Here is a 16,729-nt window from a genome sequence, read left to right on the forward strand (position 1 = left end):
CCTCGCAACGTGGGGGTGGGATTTGTGGGGCCGGGTGTGCAGGGTTTGGGCCGGGCCAAGGGTGCAGAGTGGGCCTCGCAACGGAAGGGTCGCAAAGACGCAAAACCGGGCCAACCACGAAACACGATAAACTGCCCGTATCCCACCACCCGCGAGACTACCCGCGATATCTACGCGAACTAAGACGGAGACTTTTGTGAGCTTGACGCAGCTTGACCGTGTTCCCATCCGCCGTGCACTGATCTCGGTTTACGACAAGACGGGACTGGAGGAGCTCGCGAAGGGCCTGCATGCAGCCGGCGTCGCCATTGTTTCCACCGGCTCCACCGCCAAGAAGATCGCCGCCGCGGGCATCCCGGTGAAGGAAGTCGAAGAAGTCACCGGCTCCCCGGAAATGCTGGACGGCCGCGTCAAGACCCTGCACCCGCGAGTGCACGGTGGCATCCTGGCCGACCGCCGCGTCCCGGCCCACATGGACACCCTGGCCGGCATGGAGATCGAAACCTTCGACCTCGTCGTGGTCAACCTGTACCCGTTCGTCGAGACCGTGAAGTCCGGTGCGCCCCAGGACGACGTTGTTGAGCAGATCGACATCGGAGGCCCCGCCATGGTGCGTTCGGCTGCGAAGAACCACGCCGCCGTCGCCATTGTCACGGACCCCAACTTCTACGGCGCAGTAGTCGACGCCGCAGCTCACGGGGGCTTCGACCTCAACACCCGCCGCCGGTTGGCTGCCAAGGCCTTCGCGCACACGGCCAGCTACGACAACGCTGTTGCTTCCTGGACCGCCAGCCAGTTCCTGGACGAAGACGGCGACGGCATCATCGACTGGCCCGCCTACGCAGGCCTGTCCCTGGAACGCTCCGAGGTCCTCCGCTACGGCGAAAACCCGCACCAGCAGGCCGCGCTTTACGTGGACAAAGCTGCTCCGGCGGGCATCGCCCAGGCCGACCAGCTGCACGGCAAGGCCATGAGCTACAACAACTTCGTCGACGCCGATGCCGCCCTCCGTGCCGCCTTCGACTTCGCCGAGCCGGCCGTTGCGATCATCAAGCACGCCAACCCGTGTGGTGTGGCCGTTGGTTCCGCCGACGCTGCAGACCCGATCGCGGACGCCCACGCCAAGGCACACGCTTGCGACCCCGTCTCCGCTTTCGGCGGCGTCATTGCGGCGAACCGCACCGTCACCGCAGGCATGGCCCGCACGGTTGCGGACATCTTCACCGAGGTTGTCATCGCCCCGGACTTCGAGCCCGAAGCGGTGGAGATCCTCTCCAAGAAGAAGAACATCCGCCTCCTTGCCCTGCCCGAGGGCTATGGCCGCTACCCGTCGGAGATGCGCCAGGTTTCCGGCGGCGTCCTGGTCCAGATGTCCGACAAGGTAGATGCCGACGGCGACAACCCGGCCAACTGGACCCTCGCTGCCGGCGAAGCCGCAGACGAAGCAACGCTCGCCGACCTCGCCTTCGCCTGGACCGCTTGCCGCGCGGCAAAGTCCAACGCAATCCTGATCGCCAACCACGGTGCAGCCGTGGGCATCGGCATGGGCCAGGTCAACCGCCTGGACTCCTGCCGCCTGGCCGTCGAGCGCGCCAACACGCTGGGCGTGACGGTGGAGTCCGACGTCGAAGGTGCGGGCGGCGCGTCCAACACCAGCGGTGCCAACGCACCTGAGCGCGCACGCGGTGCCGTTGCATCTTCCGACGCGTTCTTCCCGTTCGCTGACGGCCTGCAGATCCTGATCGACGCCGGTGTCCGCGCTGTCGTCCAGCCGGGCGGTTCAGTCCGCGACGAGGAAGTCATCGCCGCAGCCAACGCCGCCGGCATCACGATGTACTTCACCGGCGCACGCCACTTCTTCCACTAATCCCCACCGCCGCCCTAACCCTCGCTGCGCTTCGGCCAGGGAACGGGCGGCGTGGGCCAGCCTGGCGCGCAAGCGCTGAGCACCACGGTGCGCTGAGCATCACAGCGCACCAAGCACAAAGAACCACAGCGAAACGGCGGCCGCCCCCGGTAGGGGACGGCCGCCGTCGTGCTTTATCCGCACATTCTTAACAGGGACGTGCGTGGCAATTCAGGAGCGCTATGACGCCGCTGCGGTGTTGTACGTGGACTGGATGACGGTGCCCCAGTACGGGCCGTACATGGTGCTGGAGTTGCTGCCGTATCCGTAGCTGTTCACGGAGTTCTGGTAGCCGGAGGAGCTGGTGCCGATGAACCACGGACCGCCCGAGGAACCACCGGTCATGTTGCAGGGGATTCCCTGGCTGTTGAACTGCGGATTGTAGGGATCGTTGGTGGCCTTGCCGGAGCAGCTCTTGAGCGATTCACCGTTGAAGGGCGAGGCTGCCGGGTAGCCGAAGGACTTGTAGCTCAGGCCGCGGGCGGCGTTGAACTGGACGCCCGAGGAACCGACGACGTCGGCGAGCTTCTGGCCGTTGAGGGTGTTCATGACAGCGAAGGCGGTGTCGTACTGCATGTTGCCATTGGAGGCCCACTGGGTGGGGGAGTACAGCGCCTTTGCCGTCCACTTCCCATAGGGTGCCGCGCCGTTGAGGTAGGCAGGCACGAAGACGAAGTTGGTTGCGTAAGCGCCGGGGCCTTCGTTGACGCAGTGGCCGGCAGTGGAGACCGTGCTCTTGTTGGCTGCGGTGACGGAGTTTCCGGAGCAGACGTAGTTGGAGCCGCCCAGGGTGAAGAAGATCTTGCCGATGTGCTTGACCGGAGTTTCGCTCTGGTTGACCTTGCGGTCGATGGTTGTGGAATCAGCTGCGGGTGCCTGGCCGGCGATGCTGCTGACGGCGCCCGGGGCTTCGGTGACCGGGGCTTTGCCGACGTTGAGGAGTTTGCCGCGTTCCAGTGCTTTTGCGGAGAGGATCTCACCGGACTTGGCATTCTTCATGCGTTCCGGCGTCCAGTAGTCTGCAGCGCCGGTGTCCGACACTGCATGGCTGCTGACCGCAGCGCCGCTGGAGTCTGTGGTGTTGACCGGTGCCGCGTTGGCGCTGGTGGTTCCAACCAACGCCAGGATTGCGGCAGCGGACAGACTCAGCAGGCTTGTGGCCAGGGTCTTGGTTTTTGTCACGTTGTTCCTACCTATCGAGGGAGTGAGGCGGCCAGTGATGGCGACCGCCGACTGACGCAATTGAAGTTACCCAACGTATGACAAGTTTGTAAAGAGATGTTTCAGAGTTTGTGATAACTTGCTGTCACTTCTTGTCGAGGCTGGGCAGTTCATGTCCGCGCACCCTCGTCGGGGGAGCCCGGAGAAGCGCACGACGGCGGCCGGCAGCGGCGGCGGCCAGCCCGCCGTCGGGCGTGGGTCCTGTTGTGAGCGGTAACGCAGAGAGTGATCCCGGACACGAAGGGCCGTCAAAACGGTCTACTCGGGTAAGTTAGGAGATGTTGAAATCTGCAGACTTTCAGGGAGAACCCCGCCAATGGCCAAGATTATCTATACCCACACAGACGAAGCGCCGATGCTGGCAACGTACTCATTCCTGCCGATTGTTGAAGCGTATGCCTCCACCGCAGGAGTAGAGGTGGAGACCCGCGATATTTCGCTGGCCGGTCGCATCATCGCCGTGTTCGGTGATTTCCTGACAGAAGAACAGCGCACGGGCAATGCCCTTGCTGAACTTGGTGAACTGGCAAAGCAGCCGGAAGCCAACATCATCAAGCTGCCCAACATCAGCGCCTCCGTGCCGCAGCTCAAGGCTGCCATCGCCGAGCTCCAGGCCCAGGGCTACGCCCTCCCGGACTACCCGGACAACCCTTCCTCGGACACCGAGACGGACATCCGCTCGCGCTACGACAAAATCAAGGGCTCCGCTGTGAACCCGGTGCTGCGTGAAGGCAACTCGGACCGTCGCGCACCCCTGTCGGTGAAGAACTACGCCCGCCAGAACCCGCACTCCATGGGTGCCTGGTCCGCTGACTCCAAGACCAACGTGGCCACCATGGGCGAGAACGACTTCCGCTCCAACGAGAAGTCCGTTGTCCTGGACGCCAACGACTCCTTGACCATCCAGCTGGTCAAGGAAGACGGCAGCACCAAGGTCCTCAAGAAGGACTTCCCCGTCCTGGCCGGCGAAGTTGTGGACGCCACCGTGCTCCGCGCCGACGCCCTGGACGAGTTCCTCAAGGCACAGGTTGCCCGCGCCAAGGAAGAGGGCGTCCTCTTCTCCGCACACCTGAAGGCCACCATGATGAAGGTCTCGGACCCCATCATCTTCGGCCACGTCGTCAAGGCTTACTTCTCCGAGCTGTTCGACACCTACGGCAAGCAGCTCGCAGCCGCAGGCATCAGCCCGAACAACGGTCTCGCAGCAATCCTCAGCGGCCTCGAAGACCTGCCCGAGGACGTCCGCGAAGGCGTCAAGGCAGCCATCACCAAGGGCCTCGAAGACGGTCCCGCGCTGGCCATGGTCGATTCCGACAAGGGCATCACCAGCCTGCACGTCCCGTCCGACATCATTGTTGACGCCTCCATGCCGGCCATGATCCGTTCCTCCGGCCACATGTGGGGCCCGGACGGCAAGGAAGCCGACACCCTGGCCGTCATCCCGGACAGCTCCTACGCCGGCATCTACCAGGTTGTCCTGGACGATTGCCGCGCCAACGGCGCGTTCGATCCCACCACCATGGGCACCGTTCCCAACGTGGGCCTCATGGCACAGGCAGCCGAAGAATACGGCAGCCACGACAAGACCTTCGAAATCCAGGCAGCCGGCACCGTCCAGCTCGTGGACAGCAAGGGCAACGTCCTCACCGAGCACCAGGTCTTCCCGGGCGACATCTGGCGCGCGTGCCAGACCAAGGACATCCCGGTCCGCGACTGGGTCAAGCTGGCCGTCACCCGTGCCCGCGCATCCCAGACCCCGGCCGTGTTCTGGCTGGACGAAACCCGCGCCCACGACGCCAACCTGATCGCCAAGGTCAACGAGTACCTCAAGGAACACGACACCGAGGGCCTCGAGATCAAGATCCTCTCCCCGGTTGAGGCCACGGCCTTCACCCTGGAGCGCATCCGTAAGGGCGAGGACACCATCTCCGTCACCGGCAACGTCCTCCGCGACTACCTCACGGACCTGTTCCCGATCCTCGAGCTCGGCACCAGCGCCAAGATGCTCTCCATCGTTCCGCTGATCAACGGTGGCGGCCTGTTCGAGACCGGCGCCGGTGGCTCCGCTCCCAAGCACGTCCAGCAGCTGGTCAAGGAAAACCACCTCCGCTGGGACAGCCTGGGCGAGTTCCTTGCCCTTGCCGTCAGCTTCGAGCACCTTGCCACCACCACGGGCAACGCCCGCGCACAGGTCCTGGCCGACACGCTGGACCGCGCCACGGGTACGTTCCTGCTGGAAAACAAGTCCCCGCGCCGCAGCGTCGGCGAGTTGGACAACCGCGGAAGCCACTTCTACCTGGCCACGTACTGGGCACAGGAACTGGCCAAGCAGACCGAAGATGCCGAGTTGGCCAAGGACTTCACGGCAATCGCCGAAGCCCTGACCTCCAACGAAGAGGCAATCGTCGGCGAGCTCGCCGCAGTCCAGGGTCCCGCCGTCGACCTCGGCGGTTACTACCGTCCGGACGCCGCCAAGGCCGCTGAAATCATGCGCCCGTCGGCTACGTTCAACAAGGTCCTCGCAGACCTGAAGAAGTAGTCCTTCGAGCTCGGGTGCCTTTCACGGGCGCCCGAGCTCCGAGTTTTTGTACAGATAATGCCCCCAAGACGCGGTCTTGGGGGCATTATCTGTACAAAACTCCTAGCGGTTAGCGCGGAACCGCTCCGGTGCCACGCCGCCGTCGACGATGTCCTTCAGCACCCGGCCAATAGCCGGGGTGAACTTGAACCCGTGGCCCGAGAAACCGGCGCCCACCACCAACGGCCCAAAGCTGTCCAGCACAAAGTCCTCGTTGGGCGTGGTGGTGTAGGTGCAGCTGATGGGAACTGCGGTGGAAGGGTCGACGCCGGGCAGCCACTCTTCTGCGTACCGCACCAACGCTTCGAGCTGCTGCGGGATGGGCTCGAACGTGCGCTCGTCGGGGTCCATGACGGGCCCCACTCCGTGCCAGCCTGCTTTGACGCCTTCGCCTGGGGTGAGCATGCCGTAGACGGGGCTGAACCAGTATTCGTAGAGTTCGTTGTTCGGATCGGGATCAGGGCTGTGGTTGAAGCCAGGCCACACCAGCGTGTCGTCTGTGGGGGTGAAGTGGGCGGGCTGTTCCTGGGTCACCACCAAGGCCGGGAGCTTGGCGAGTCCGTTCAGGACCTTCGGGGTCCAGGCACCCGCTGCCACCACTACCCGGGCAGCCATGTACTCGGTCTCTTCGGTCACTACCACCACCGACTCGGGGCCATCGATGCGGATGTCCCGGACCGGCGTCGAATACTTGAAAACGGCGCCGTGGGCTTCTGCGGACTTGCGCAGCGCCACCAGGGCGTCCGCCGAACGGATCCGGCCGGAGCCGGGCACGAAGAGGACGTCCGTGGCGAAGTTCATTCCGCGCCAGCGGTTGGCGGCTTCTTCGGCGGAGATGAAGTAGCTTTCGACGCCGCGTTCCTCGTGGGCCTCCCTGACCTGCTTCAGGCGGGGAAGGTTGCCATGGTTCGCCAATCCCACCATGTCCAACAGGGGAGCCCCGTGCTCGGCCGCGAGTTCGTCCCAGAGTGTCTTGGATTCGGCCAGGAGATCGAGGTAGTCGGCCTCGGCGTAGGCGGTGTTGAAGTTGCGGGTTGCGCCGTGCGAAGCGCCGATGTGGTGTCCGGCCTCAAATTGTTCCAACAGAACCACCGAGCGCCCGGCCCGGGCGAGTTGCCAGGCGGCAGCTGATCCCATGGCTCCTCCGCCAACAACCACAACGTCAACCTGCATGCCTGCTCCGTTCACACCCGGCCCGCTTCAGGACCGTGGCCACAATCTGGGGCCACCTCCCATTCTGCCCCCACTGACCCAACTCGGTGACAGCGAACGTCGCAATGAGGACTCAGTGGAACGTTAGTTGGGCAACAAGGCAGCGTTAGGCGGCCAGACGCCTGCGGATCCACGCGGAGAACTGGTCCACCACGATGATCAGCACCAACACGATCAGGATGTGGGTGAGCATGGAGTCGAACTGGAACGACTTAATGGACTGGTTGATCAACAGCCCGATGCCCCCGGCTCCCACCAGTCCAAGGACCAGCGAGGACCGCACGTTGACGTCGAAGCGGTACAGCAGCAGCCCCACGAACTGCGGAACCACCATGGGCAGCGTGGCATTGGCGACCTGCTGGATCCGGTTGGCACCGGCCGTGCGGAGTGCTTCCTGCGGCCCGGCGTCGATTTCCTCCATGGATTCCGCCCACAGCTTCCCCATCACACCTGTGTTGTGGCAGATCAGCGCCAACACCCCGGCAAAAGGACCCAGACCCACGGCGGTTACGAAGATCAGCGCAAACACGATGTCCGGAACGGCCCGGAAGAAGGACAGGATGGCGCGTGCAGCTTGGTAGACGAGCCGGTGCGGGCTGGTGTTCCCGGCGGCCAGCGCCGCGAGCAGCAGGGCGAACGGCACGGACAGCGTGGTGCCCAGCAAACCAATCCACAGGGTCACCAGGGTGGCTTCGAGCCCGGGCTTCAGCGTCTTTTCCCAGCTGAGGTCCGGCGGGAACGCGTCGCCGATGAACGCGGCCATACCCTTCCAACCGTCCACCAAGAGCTCAGGCTTGAAGTCAGTACCCTCGATGGCCACGGCATGAAGCCCGACGACGGCGGCCGCCACTGCCGCCGTCGTGATCCACCGCAGCGGCTTCTTCGGGCGGACCAGTGCCACGCGGGGTGTGCTGGTGTGGTTCCGGCGGGCGACGGCCGGGGTCAAAGTGTGGGGAGTCATGCTGCCTGGGTCCTGTCTGAAACGTCCCTGTCCGGGGCGTACAACGTGTCGAGGTGGTCGGCCGTGACCTCTGTGGAGGGGAGGTCGAACGTCATGGAGCCCTGGAGCAGCCCGATGGACCGGTCGGCGTATCGCAGCGCGAGATCGGGTTGATGGAGGACCGCTGCCACCGCCAGCCCTTCGGAGTGGGCGAGTTCGCGCAGGAGTGCCATCACCTGCTCTGCGGCGTGCGGGTCCAGTGCGGAGACAGGTTCGTCGGCGAGTACGACGTCGGCGCGCTGGCAGAGTGCCCGGGCTACGGCGACGCGCTGCTGCTGTCCGCCCGAAAGGCGGCCCACGCGGTCGAAGGCGCGATCAGCCAGGCCCACGCGGTCCAGGCAGTCGAGGGCTTCCTGTTGGACGTCCGACGGAAACAGGACTGGACTCAGCGAGCGAACCGTGGGGATACGGGCCAAGGCTCCGGCGCAAACGTTGTCCAAGGCAGTGCGGCGCGGGACGAGATGGATCTTTTGGAAAATCATGGCCATGCGTTGGCGGGCTTGCTGCAGTTCACGGCCCTGCAAAGATTCCAATGCAGCCCCATCGATGCTGATGCTCCCTGCGTCCGGCGACGTGATGCCCATGACACAGCGCAGGGTGGTGGACTTCCCGGAGCCATTGGCGCCCAGGAATGCCACAAGTTCGCCGGCGGCTACGGAGAAGTCCACTCCTTGAAGGACAGTCCTGCCGCTGAAGGACTTCCGCAAGCCTTGGACCGAGAGAGTCATTACAGATCCTTCTCGGTGAGGCCCATGGTCTCGGCGAGCTCAAACAGTGGCGTGTAGTTGTCCTTGGTGACCTCCAGGAGCGGACCTGGAGGGGTGACATCCAGGAACTCGCCAACCTTTGCGACGTCGGCGGGATCCAGGCTGAGGAACGCATCCTTCACGGCTGCTTTGAATGCGGGATCTGCGTCGCCGCGCACGGTGATGGGGTCGTTGGGAATGGGGTTGGAGGTCCACACCTGGCGGAAATTCTCCGGAGCGAACGTGCCTGCGGCGATGGCCGTCGCCAGGGTCTGCGAGTTGATCTGCGCCGCGTCCACCTTGCCGTTGGTCAGTGCCAACAGGGCTTCGGGATGGCCGCCGGTGTAGTCCATCTTGATGTCGGCATCGGCGATTCCGGCTTCACGCAGGCCGAAGCGAGGCAGGACATCACCTGAGGTGGACCCCACACTGCCAAGGGCAAGGGACTTGCCCTTCAAATCTCCAATGGCCTGGATGGGGCTGTCCTTCGGAACCCAGATCCCGGCGGTGTAAGTGCTGAGCTCCTTCCCGGCAGTGCCAAAGGAAACCAAGGGCTCAGCCCCGGCCTTGGCATCAGCAAACACGTAGCCCAGCGGGCCGAACTGGCCCAGATCCAGCTTGCCGTTGCGCATGGCAAGCACCTCGGCGGCATAATCCTCCACCACCTGGACGCTGACGGGGCATTCGAGCTTCTTGGACAGCGCGGCCGCCAGGACGTCGTAAGCGGGCTTCAGTTTGGCCGGGTCCTCATAGGGCTCGATGCCGAACTTGATCTCACCATTGGGGCAGGTGGCGGTCGTGGCTTCGGGGGAGGACTGGGCCGAGCCACCGCAGGCAGTGAGCGCCAAAACGGTAGCGAGGGCTAGCGCGGAACCGGTGAAGAGCGAGGTTTTCATGGGAATCCTTATGTGAAGGGGATGGGAGAGAACGGGAAATTTCAGTACAAGTGGGATACGTTGCGGTGTGCCAGGCCGAAGGACAGGGTCATGCCAACGCCGGAGGTCACCGACACCACCGTGACGCCGGGGCGGACTTCCCGGACAAGGACCGGGCCGACGTCGGAGGACGCGTAGATGCCTTGCCAGCGCTGGATGATCTCCAATGGTTCGCCGATCCTGGACTCGATTTCAGCGTTGAGCGTGGAGGTGACGGATTCGTCCAGGAAGGGATCCGCCGTGCGGGCATAGTGGTGGGAATCGCCCAGGATGATGGTGCCGTCAGGACGCTGGGTAAACATCACATTGGCGCCGATCTCCAGAAGTTCCGGTTGGTTCTCCGATACCTCCTCGCGGAGTGCAGCGGCGGCGGGCATGTCCGTGAAAGCCGGGTACCGGAGCATCGAGGTTGCCGTGAGAACTGCAGGTGCGAACTCGACTCCTGACGGTTGGGCCGCCAAGGACATCTGCAGCGAACACCGTTGAATCCGGTGTTCGGTGGCCAGATCCGGGAACAGATAGTCGACGTCGTGGCCAACGCATACGAAGACCCGCTTCGCACGAAGCCCGCCGCGCGACGTCTGCACGGTGACGCCCTCCGCGGACTCATTGAAGCCCAGCGCGGCGGTGTTCCAGTGAAGCTCGACGCCGGGCTGCCGGCTCAGCCACTCGGCCAACTGTGCCACCGTGGTGCGGGGGTCGACGCGTAGGTCGTCCCGGAGGAAGGCGCCGCCCACCAGAGCGGGCCATGATGCACCCGAAGCACCGTCGTCGTCGTGCGTTCGTTCCCGGGCGGAAACAGTGGCACCCAACCGGTCCCGGGTCCCGGCGGGGGAGAGCAGCTCAACCTGTCCAGGCTCGCGCACCTCGGAGAGTTCGCGCAGGACGTCCATTTCGGTTTCGGTGCGGGCAAGGACCACAGCGCCGGCTTCGGACGCCCAAAACCCGGCTCGCTCGGCGAACTCCAGCCAGTACTTCCGGGAGGTCTGCGCGAGCTCGTACAGTTCGCCGGACTGCGCGGTGATGCAGCAGTGGCCGAAGTTACGAACAGAGGCGCCGACGGCGTGATGGTCCCGTTCAATGATGGTGACAGTCAGGCCGTTGGAGACGGCATGCGCGGCGTGGGCCAGGCCCACGATTCCGGCGCCCACAATCAGGACGTCGCTGGGTTGGCCTATGGTGCTGCTGGCGGCTGTGGTGGGAATGCTTGGGTTGTTCACATCACTGACCTTGACGGCTCCAGGAAGGGTAAATCAAGTCAGATCGCATCTTGTATATACAAGTTAATCCGAATTTAACTTCTGTTCATGTGAGTTCATGCCGAATTCACCTACAGCGGCTCAAATACAGTGTTATCCGGTCACTCGACTTGTATTATCAAGTGGTGAGCACACAGCAGAATGAACCCCTCCATGTCCGTTTGAGCGAGGAATTCATGCGCCGGATCACTGACGGTGATTGGCCGCCCGGATTCCAGCTGCCCAGCGAAGCGGAGCTGTGCCGGGAGTTCGGAACATCGCGCGGACCTATCCGCCAGGCGCTCGCCTTCCTGCGCTCTGAAGGTGCAGTGACCGGCGGGCGCGGCCGCCCACCGATGGTGCGCTCGTCCGTGCCATCGCAGTCGTTCTCGACGTTCAACTCGTTCACTGAGTGGGCCAGCGGGATCGGAAAAAAGCCCGGGCAGCGGACCCTTGAAGTGGCCCGGCGCGAAGCCAGTCCGGAAGCAGCTGAGGCACTTGGCCTGATGCCAGGCACCACCGTGGTGGAACTCCTGCGGGTGCGCTATCTGGATGACGCGCCGGCGATGATCGAGCGCACCACGTTCATCCTGGAGGTGGGCCGGAAACTGTTCGACTTTGATACCGACTCAGGCTCCATCTTCGCTTTCCTCAAGGACCAAGGCGTTGACCTGCACAGTGCACGCCACACCATCGACGCCGTCGCCGCCACCGAGGAGGATGCCGAACTCCTGGAACAAACCGAAGGCATTCCGCTCCTGCGCGAACGCCGCATTACCAGATCAGCCGATGGGCAACCCCTCGAATACTCGGAGGACCGCTACCTGCCGGCGCTGACCAACTTCACCATCGACAACACCGTGGAACGCAGGGCCGCCCTGGTCCGCATCCACACTGAAGGAGCCACCCCATGATCAAGCTTGTTGCCTGCGATATGGCCGGAACCACCATCGACGAACACGGAGACGTGTACGTAGCCCTTGCCCGCTGCGTTGAAGAAACCGGAGTGGCCACCACACCTGAGGCAGTGCAGCAATGGATGGGTGCGGACAAAGTTGAGGCCATCACAGCGCTCATTGAAGCCGGGGGAGGCGCTGCCACGCCGCAGGTAGTCGCCGCCGCCTTCAAGCGCTTCAAGGAATTGCTCGTGGAGTTCTACGACGCCAACCCGCCGGTAGCACTTGAGGGCGTCGAAGACGCGTTCCGCGAACTCCGCCGGCAAGGCGTCAAAGTGGCCCTGACAACCGGCTTCTCGCGCGACGTCGCCGAGCCCCTCCTGGCGCGGCTGGGCTGGAGCGCCGACGACGATAACCTGTTGGACGCCGTCGTCTGCTCCGACGAAGTAGCCGCAGGACGACCGGCACCGCACATGATCCACCGTGCCATGGAACTGACCGGAGTCCAGGACGTCCGCGCAGTGCTGGCCGCGGGGGATACCGTGAATGATCTTGCCGCTGCCAATAACGCGGGAGTCACCGCCGTCGGAGTCCTGACCGGCAAGCTGGGCCGCGAAGACCTTGCCGTGCACCCGCACCACCACATCCTGGACGGCGTGAAGGATATCCCGGCGCTGCTGGCCTGACCCACTGAGTCCGGCTCGCGTTTGGACCCCAGCCCCAGGCATGGAAGATTGGAACGCGTGAAATTCCTTCACCCCTCACCCAAGTCCTCCGCCCGTGGCATCACCATCCTGCGGGTGGTCTTCGGCGTGCTCATCATGGTCCACGGCATCCAGAAGCTCATGGCCGGGCATGCTGCCTTTGCTGCATCCGTTGCCGCCATGGGCGTGCAGAAGCCGGAGATCGTGGCTTGGTTGTTGATTGCCGGTGAAGTGGGACTGGGCCTGCTCCTGGTACTTGGCGCCCTGACCCGGGTGGCAGGTTTCCTTGCCGCGATCATGTTTGCCGGGATTTGGTTCGTGACCGAAGCCGGCAAGCCCTTGCTCACCGACAAGGCCGGCGTGACCGCGGAACTCCTGATCATCTACGCCGCGATCTCGGTGGCCTTCGTGTTCCTTGGGCCCGGTGCTCTGTCCGTGGACCGCAAGCTGGCAAAGCAAACCGCCGGTCCACGGCGCTAGCTGCGCTGGCACGCGGGAGATAGCGCGCCTGCGTTAACTCACGACGGCGGCACTCGCTGGGCGGCCACGTCGCCAGGGAGGTCGGTCGCCAGGGAGGTCGTCGCCGGAGCGGTGCTTTTACCGCGCGTCGTTCGGATACCGGATCCCCAACTGGGAGCGGACACCGTCAAAGAGGCGCATGACGTTGATGGAATCTTCCGGTGGCATGACCGGGCTTTCGGTCAGTCCTTGCTGGATGCAACGCGTTACTTCGCGGAGTTCATACGTGTAGCCGATGCCCACAGTCTCGAAGTGCTCGTGCCGCGGCTCGTCCCAGCCAATCCGGATCATCAGCTCACGAGGGTTGTTCACTGAGCCCACGGTTTGCAGGAACCCCAGACCGCCGGCAACGGTGGCCGTCCGGGGGCCGTGCGCCATCAACGATGAAGTGAGCTGAACCTGCGCGCCACTTGAATAGCCCAGGGTCAGGGCGTTCTGGGTGTCCACGCCGTCGTCGTTCAGCGTGCCTATCGCCGTGACGGACTGCGGGAATCCCAGGGTTCCCAAGGCCCACAGCAAGGGGTAGACGGTGATGTCCAGGAGAGCCCCGCCGCCGTCGTTGAGGGCCCAGATGCGTGCCGAAGGATCATAGGGTGCAGGGAAACCAAGGTCCGCGCTGACCCACTGGATTTGTCCGAGCTCACCCGAGGCTGCGATCTCGAAGGCCCGCTGCATGCTCGGCAGGAAACGGCTCCACACGGCCTCCATGAAGAACACGTTATTCTCCCGCGCCATTTTCACCAGCTCGGAGGCCTCACGGGCGTTGATGGTGAGGGCTTTCTCGCAGAGCACGTGCTTGCCGGCCTTTATAGCGGCTGCGGCGATCTGGAAGTGCTGGGCATGGGGTGTGGCCACGTAGACCACGTCCACGGCCGGGTCCTCCACCAAACGCTGGTAGCCGGGAACACCGCCGTCGTCCCCGTAGCCCTTGGCGAAACCCAGCGTGTGCGCGAACGCATCAGCGGCAGCTTGGGTGCGGGAACTCACGGCGTAGAGTTCTGCGTCTTCCAGCAGGGACAGATCCTTGGAAACACTGTTGGCAATGTTGCCCGTAGATACGACGCCCCACTTCAAGCGCCGGCCGGTGGCAGCCCGGGGATCCTGGTTGGTCTGGGAGGAAAGCCACGGCTTGGCGATAGGGAGCGTCATGACTGACATCCTCTCATTCCGCAGGGGTGGGTGGCTGTGCAAGGAGCGGTGCCGCCGCGCCATGTCCGACCACACCGCGCACCGCTAGCTCGGACACGTACGTGCCAGGCAGCGGTGTCCCAGCAGAAATGCGGGCAAGAGAAAGCCCCGGCCCACCTGCTGGCGGACCGGGGCTTGCTGTCTTGCTCTGAAGAGGGTGTTACTTGGTGATCGGGCCGAGTACCGGATCGTCAACGTAAGCGGTCTTGACGTTCTCAGCGGTCACGATCTGCGGAGGCAGGAGGAACGCGGGGACGGTCTTGACGCCGTTCTTGTAGGAGTCCTTGTCGTTGATCTCCAGCTGCTTGCCGGCCTGGAGGTCCTTCACCATGGTGATGGCGTGCTCAACGAGCTTGCGGGTGTCCTTGTTGATGGTGGAGTACTGCTCGCCGGCAATGATCGACTTCACGGACTCAACTTCGGAGTCCTGGCCGGTCACGATCGGGAGCGGCTTGCCTGCACTGCGTACGGAGGTCAGCACTGCACGGGCCAGGGTGTCGTTCGGGGACAGGACGCCGTCCAGGGAAGCCGTTCCATAGCTGCCGGAGAGCAGGGCATCCATGCGCTTCTGGGCGTTTTCAGGCTTCCAACCCTGGGTAACAGCCTGCTCGAAGGAGGTCTGGCCGGAGACTACCTTGAGGGTGCCGTCGTCGATCTTCGGCTTCAGGACGCTCATGGCGCCGTCAAAGAAGACCTTCGCGTTGGCGTCATCGGGAGAGCCGGCGAAGAGCTCGATGTTGTACGGACCACTTGCCTTCTTGGCCTTCATGCCGTCCAGCAGGGCCTGGCCCTGGAGGACACCAACCTTGAAGTTGTCGTAGGCCACGTAGTAGTCCACGTTCTCGGTGTTCAGGAGCAGGCGGTCATAAGCGATGACCGTTGCGCCGGAGTCCTTGGCCTGCTGGAGCTGCGTACCCAGCTGGGCGCCGTCGATGGCTCCCACAATGATGACCTTGGCACCCTTGGTGACCATGGCACTGATCTGGTTCTGCTGCTCGGACACGCCGCCGTTGGCGAACTGGACGTCGGCCTTGAAGCCGGCGCCGGTGAGGCCGTCGTTGAACAGCTTCTCCGCGAGGACCCAGTTTTCACTGGTCTTCTGCGGAAGTGCGACGCCGATCAGCGAGTCCTTGGGGAACGCTTCCCCGCCTGCCGTGCTGGTGCTTGAGCCGCTGTCGGCGCGGCCGCAGGCTGTCAGCGCCAGTGCCGCGATGGCAGCGACTGCTGCTGCCTTTCCTGCTTTACCAAACATTCGCATATCTTGGTTCACTTTCTGTGTGGGTGGGGTGGAGCGAGTCTGTCAGGGAGCGGATTACGCTTCCTTGGAGATGACCTCTTTGGTGGATGTGGTTTCGTCGGGCTTGATCTCGTTGTTGTTGCGCTGGAATCCCTTGATGAGCATGCCCGTGATGGACCTCTTGCCCTGGGACTTGTTGTAGACATCGAAGGCAACCGCGGCCAGGAGCACCAGGCCCTTGATGATCTGGGTGAGGTCGGCGCCAACGCCCAGGAGTTGGAGGCCGTTGTTCAGGACAGCCATGACCAAGCCACCGACGATCGAGCCGATCACGGTGCCGACGCCACCGGTCACGGCTGCGCCACCGATGAAGACGGCTGCAATAGCATCCAGTTCCCAACCGACGCCGTCGAACGGACCCGACGCCGTGGAACGGGCCACGAAGATCATGCCGGCCAGGCCGGCCAGGATGGACATGTTCATCATGACCATGAAGTTGACCTTCTTGGACTGCACACCGGAGAGCTCGGCTGCGTGCCGGTTGCCACCAACGGCGTAGACGTGGCGGCCAAGGACCGTCTTGTCCGCGATGAAGCCGTAGATCAGGACCAGCACGGCCAGGATCAAGCCCGGGATGGGGAAGGAGGTTCCGGGGCGGCCGGTGGCGAAGAGGTACGTGGCGTAGAGGATGGCGCCGCAGATCAGGACCAGTTTGGTGACCTCGACCCAGAGTTCGGGAACATCGGCGCCCAGTGCCTTGGCGGCGGCCCGGGCACGCATGGACATGATGACAACCAATGCTGCCGCCACGATGCCGATGAGCAAGGTGAGGTTGTTGAATCCGGTGTTCGGGCCGATCTCCGGCAGGTAACCGGAGCCGATGAACTGGAAGTCCTTGGAAACAGGGATGGTGTTGGACTTGCCGACGAACTGGTTGAAGCCGCGGAACAACAGCATGCCGGCCAAGGTCACGATGAAGGCGGGGATGCCCACATAGGCCGTCCATAGGCCTTGCCAAGCGCCGATCACCGCCCCCAGAAGCAGGCCGAACAGCACACCTGCCCACCAAGGCAGTCCCCAGTCACGCATGGCGAGGGCAACCGATACGCCCACGAACGCGGCCACGGAACCGACGGAGAGATCGATGTGCCCGGCGATGATGACCAGGACCATGCCGATTGCCAGGATCAGGATGTAAGAGTTGCCGTTGAACAGGTTGATCACGTTGCCGGGCGTCAACGTGCGGCCGTCCGTGAAGATCTGGAAGAAGACGATAAGTGCCACCAGGGCGAAGATCATGCCGAACTGGCGGGTATTGCCACCAAATAGCTTCTTGAGCGCGTTCATTG

Annotated in this window: 14 protein-coding genes; 5 read left to right on the forward strand and 9 right to left on the reverse strand. The window is 63.8% G+C overall.

Annotated elements, in window-relative coordinates:
- Positions 1-196: 196 nt before the first annotated feature.
- Positions 197-1,867 (forward strand): bifunctional phosphoribosylaminoimidazolecarboxamide formyltransferase/IMP cyclohydrolase, encoded by a 1,671-nt coding sequence (purH, locus tag LDN85_RS06240; protein ID WP_091550874.1) that lies wholly within the window; start codon positions 197-199, stop codon positions 1,865-1,867.
- Between the two features lie 219 nt (positions 1,868-2,086).
- Here purH and LDN85_RS06245 read toward each other — a convergent pair whose 3' ends face one another.
- Positions 2,087-3,088: a hypothetical protein gene (locus tag LDN85_RS06245; protein ID WP_223944905.1), complete on the reverse strand. Its 1,002-nt coding sequence runs from the start codon at positions 3,086-3,088 to the stop codon at positions 2,087-2,089.
- 355 nt (positions 3,089-3,443) lie between these two features.
- Here LDN85_RS06245 and LDN85_RS06250 point away from each other — a divergent pair, with 355 nt between their 5' ends.
- Entirely contained in the window at positions 3,444-5,666 is a 2,223-nt protein-coding gene (locus tag LDN85_RS06250) for an NADP-dependent isocitrate dehydrogenase (protein WP_026542898.1), read from the forward strand.
- Positions 5,667-5,768: 102 nt separating this feature from the next.
- Here the strand turns inward: LDN85_RS06250 and LDN85_RS06255 are convergent, their stop codons facing one another.
- The 5 genes from LDN85_RS06255 to LDN85_RS06275 form a co-directional block, all read right to left on the reverse strand.
- The gene (locus tag LDN85_RS06255; protein WP_223944906.1) at positions 5,769-6,878 is read right to left on the reverse strand and encodes an FAD-dependent oxidoreductase; all 1,110 of its coding nucleotides are present in this window, start codon (positions 6,876-6,878) and stop codon (positions 5,769-5,771) included.
- 145 nt (positions 6,879-7,023) lie between these two features.
- Positions 7,024-7,878, reverse strand: coding sequence for a phosphonate ABC transporter, permease protein PhnE (gene phnE / locus LDN85_RS06260; protein ID WP_223944907.1), 855 nt, complete (start codon positions 7,876-7,878; stop codon positions 7,024-7,026).
- Entirely contained in the window at positions 7,875-8,645 is a 771-nt protein-coding gene (locus LDN85_RS06265; RefSeq protein ID WP_026542895.1) for a phosphonate ABC transporter ATP-binding protein, read from the reverse strand. The genes phnE and LDN85_RS06265 overlap by 4 nt, the downstream gene beginning before the upstream one ends.
- Positions 8,645-9,559 (reverse strand): phosphate/phosphite/phosphonate ABC transporter substrate-binding protein, encoded by a 915-nt coding sequence (locus LDN85_RS06270; RefSeq protein WP_223944908.1) that lies wholly within the window; start codon positions 9,557-9,559, stop codon positions 8,645-8,647. Before LDN85_RS06270 ends, LDN85_RS06265 begins: the two co-directional genes overlap by 1 nt.
- A gap of 41 nt (positions 9,560-9,600) precedes the next feature.
- Positions 9,601-10,818 (reverse strand): TIGR03364 family FAD-dependent oxidoreductase, encoded by a 1,218-nt coding sequence (locus LDN85_RS06275; protein ID WP_223944909.1) that lies wholly within the window; start codon positions 10,816-10,818, stop codon positions 9,601-9,603.
- A 164-nt stretch (positions 10,819-10,982) separates the two neighbouring features.
- Between LDN85_RS06275 and LDN85_RS06280 the strand changes: the two genes are divergently transcribed.
- The 3 genes from LDN85_RS06280 to LDN85_RS06290 are packed head-to-tail and all read left to right on the forward strand — an operon-like array spanning position 10,983 to position 12,916.
- A complete protein-coding gene (locus LDN85_RS06280; RefSeq protein ID WP_026547536.1) occupies positions 10,983-11,750 on the forward strand; it encodes a GntR family transcriptional regulator in 768 nt (255 codons plus the stop codon).
- Entirely contained in the window at positions 11,747-12,418 is a 672-nt protein-coding gene (locus LDN85_RS06285; protein ID WP_223944910.1) for a phosphonatase-like hydrolase, read from the forward strand. Before LDN85_RS06280 ends, LDN85_RS06285 begins: the two co-directional genes overlap by 4 nt.
- 57 nt (positions 12,419-12,475) lie before the next feature.
- Positions 12,476-12,916, forward strand: coding sequence for a DoxX family protein (locus LDN85_RS06290; protein ID WP_223944911.1), 441 nt, complete (start codon positions 12,476-12,478; stop codon positions 12,914-12,916).
- 117 nt (positions 12,917-13,033) lie between these two features.
- On the opposite strand, the gene LDN85_RS06295 is transcribed toward LDN85_RS06290, so the two are convergent.
- From LDN85_RS06295 to mmsB, 3 genes are all read right to left on the reverse strand, one after another.
- Positions 13,034-14,104 (reverse strand): Gfo/Idh/MocA family oxidoreductase, encoded by a 1,071-nt coding sequence (locus LDN85_RS06295; RefSeq protein ID WP_223944912.1) that lies wholly within the window; start codon positions 14,102-14,104, stop codon positions 13,034-13,036.
- Positions 14,105-14,303: 199 nt separating this feature from the next.
- Positions 14,304-15,401: a sugar-binding protein gene (locus LDN85_RS06300; RefSeq protein WP_043432846.1), complete on the reverse strand. Its 1,098-nt coding sequence runs from the start codon at positions 15,399-15,401 to the stop codon at positions 14,304-14,306.
- Between the two features lie 54 nt (positions 15,402-15,455).
- Positions 15,456-16,727, reverse strand: a complete 1,272-nt coding sequence (gene mmsB, locus LDN85_RS06305; protein ID WP_026542888.1) for a multiple monosaccharide ABC transporter permease — start codon at positions 16,725-16,727, stop codon at positions 15,456-15,458.
- Positions 16,728-16,729 lie beyond the last annotated feature (2 nt).

It is taken from the genome of Arthrobacter sp. StoSoilB20 (assembly GCF_019977295.1).
Lineage (GTDB): Bacteria > Actinomycetota > Actinomycetes > Actinomycetales > Micrococcaceae > Arthrobacter > Arthrobacter nicotinovorans_A.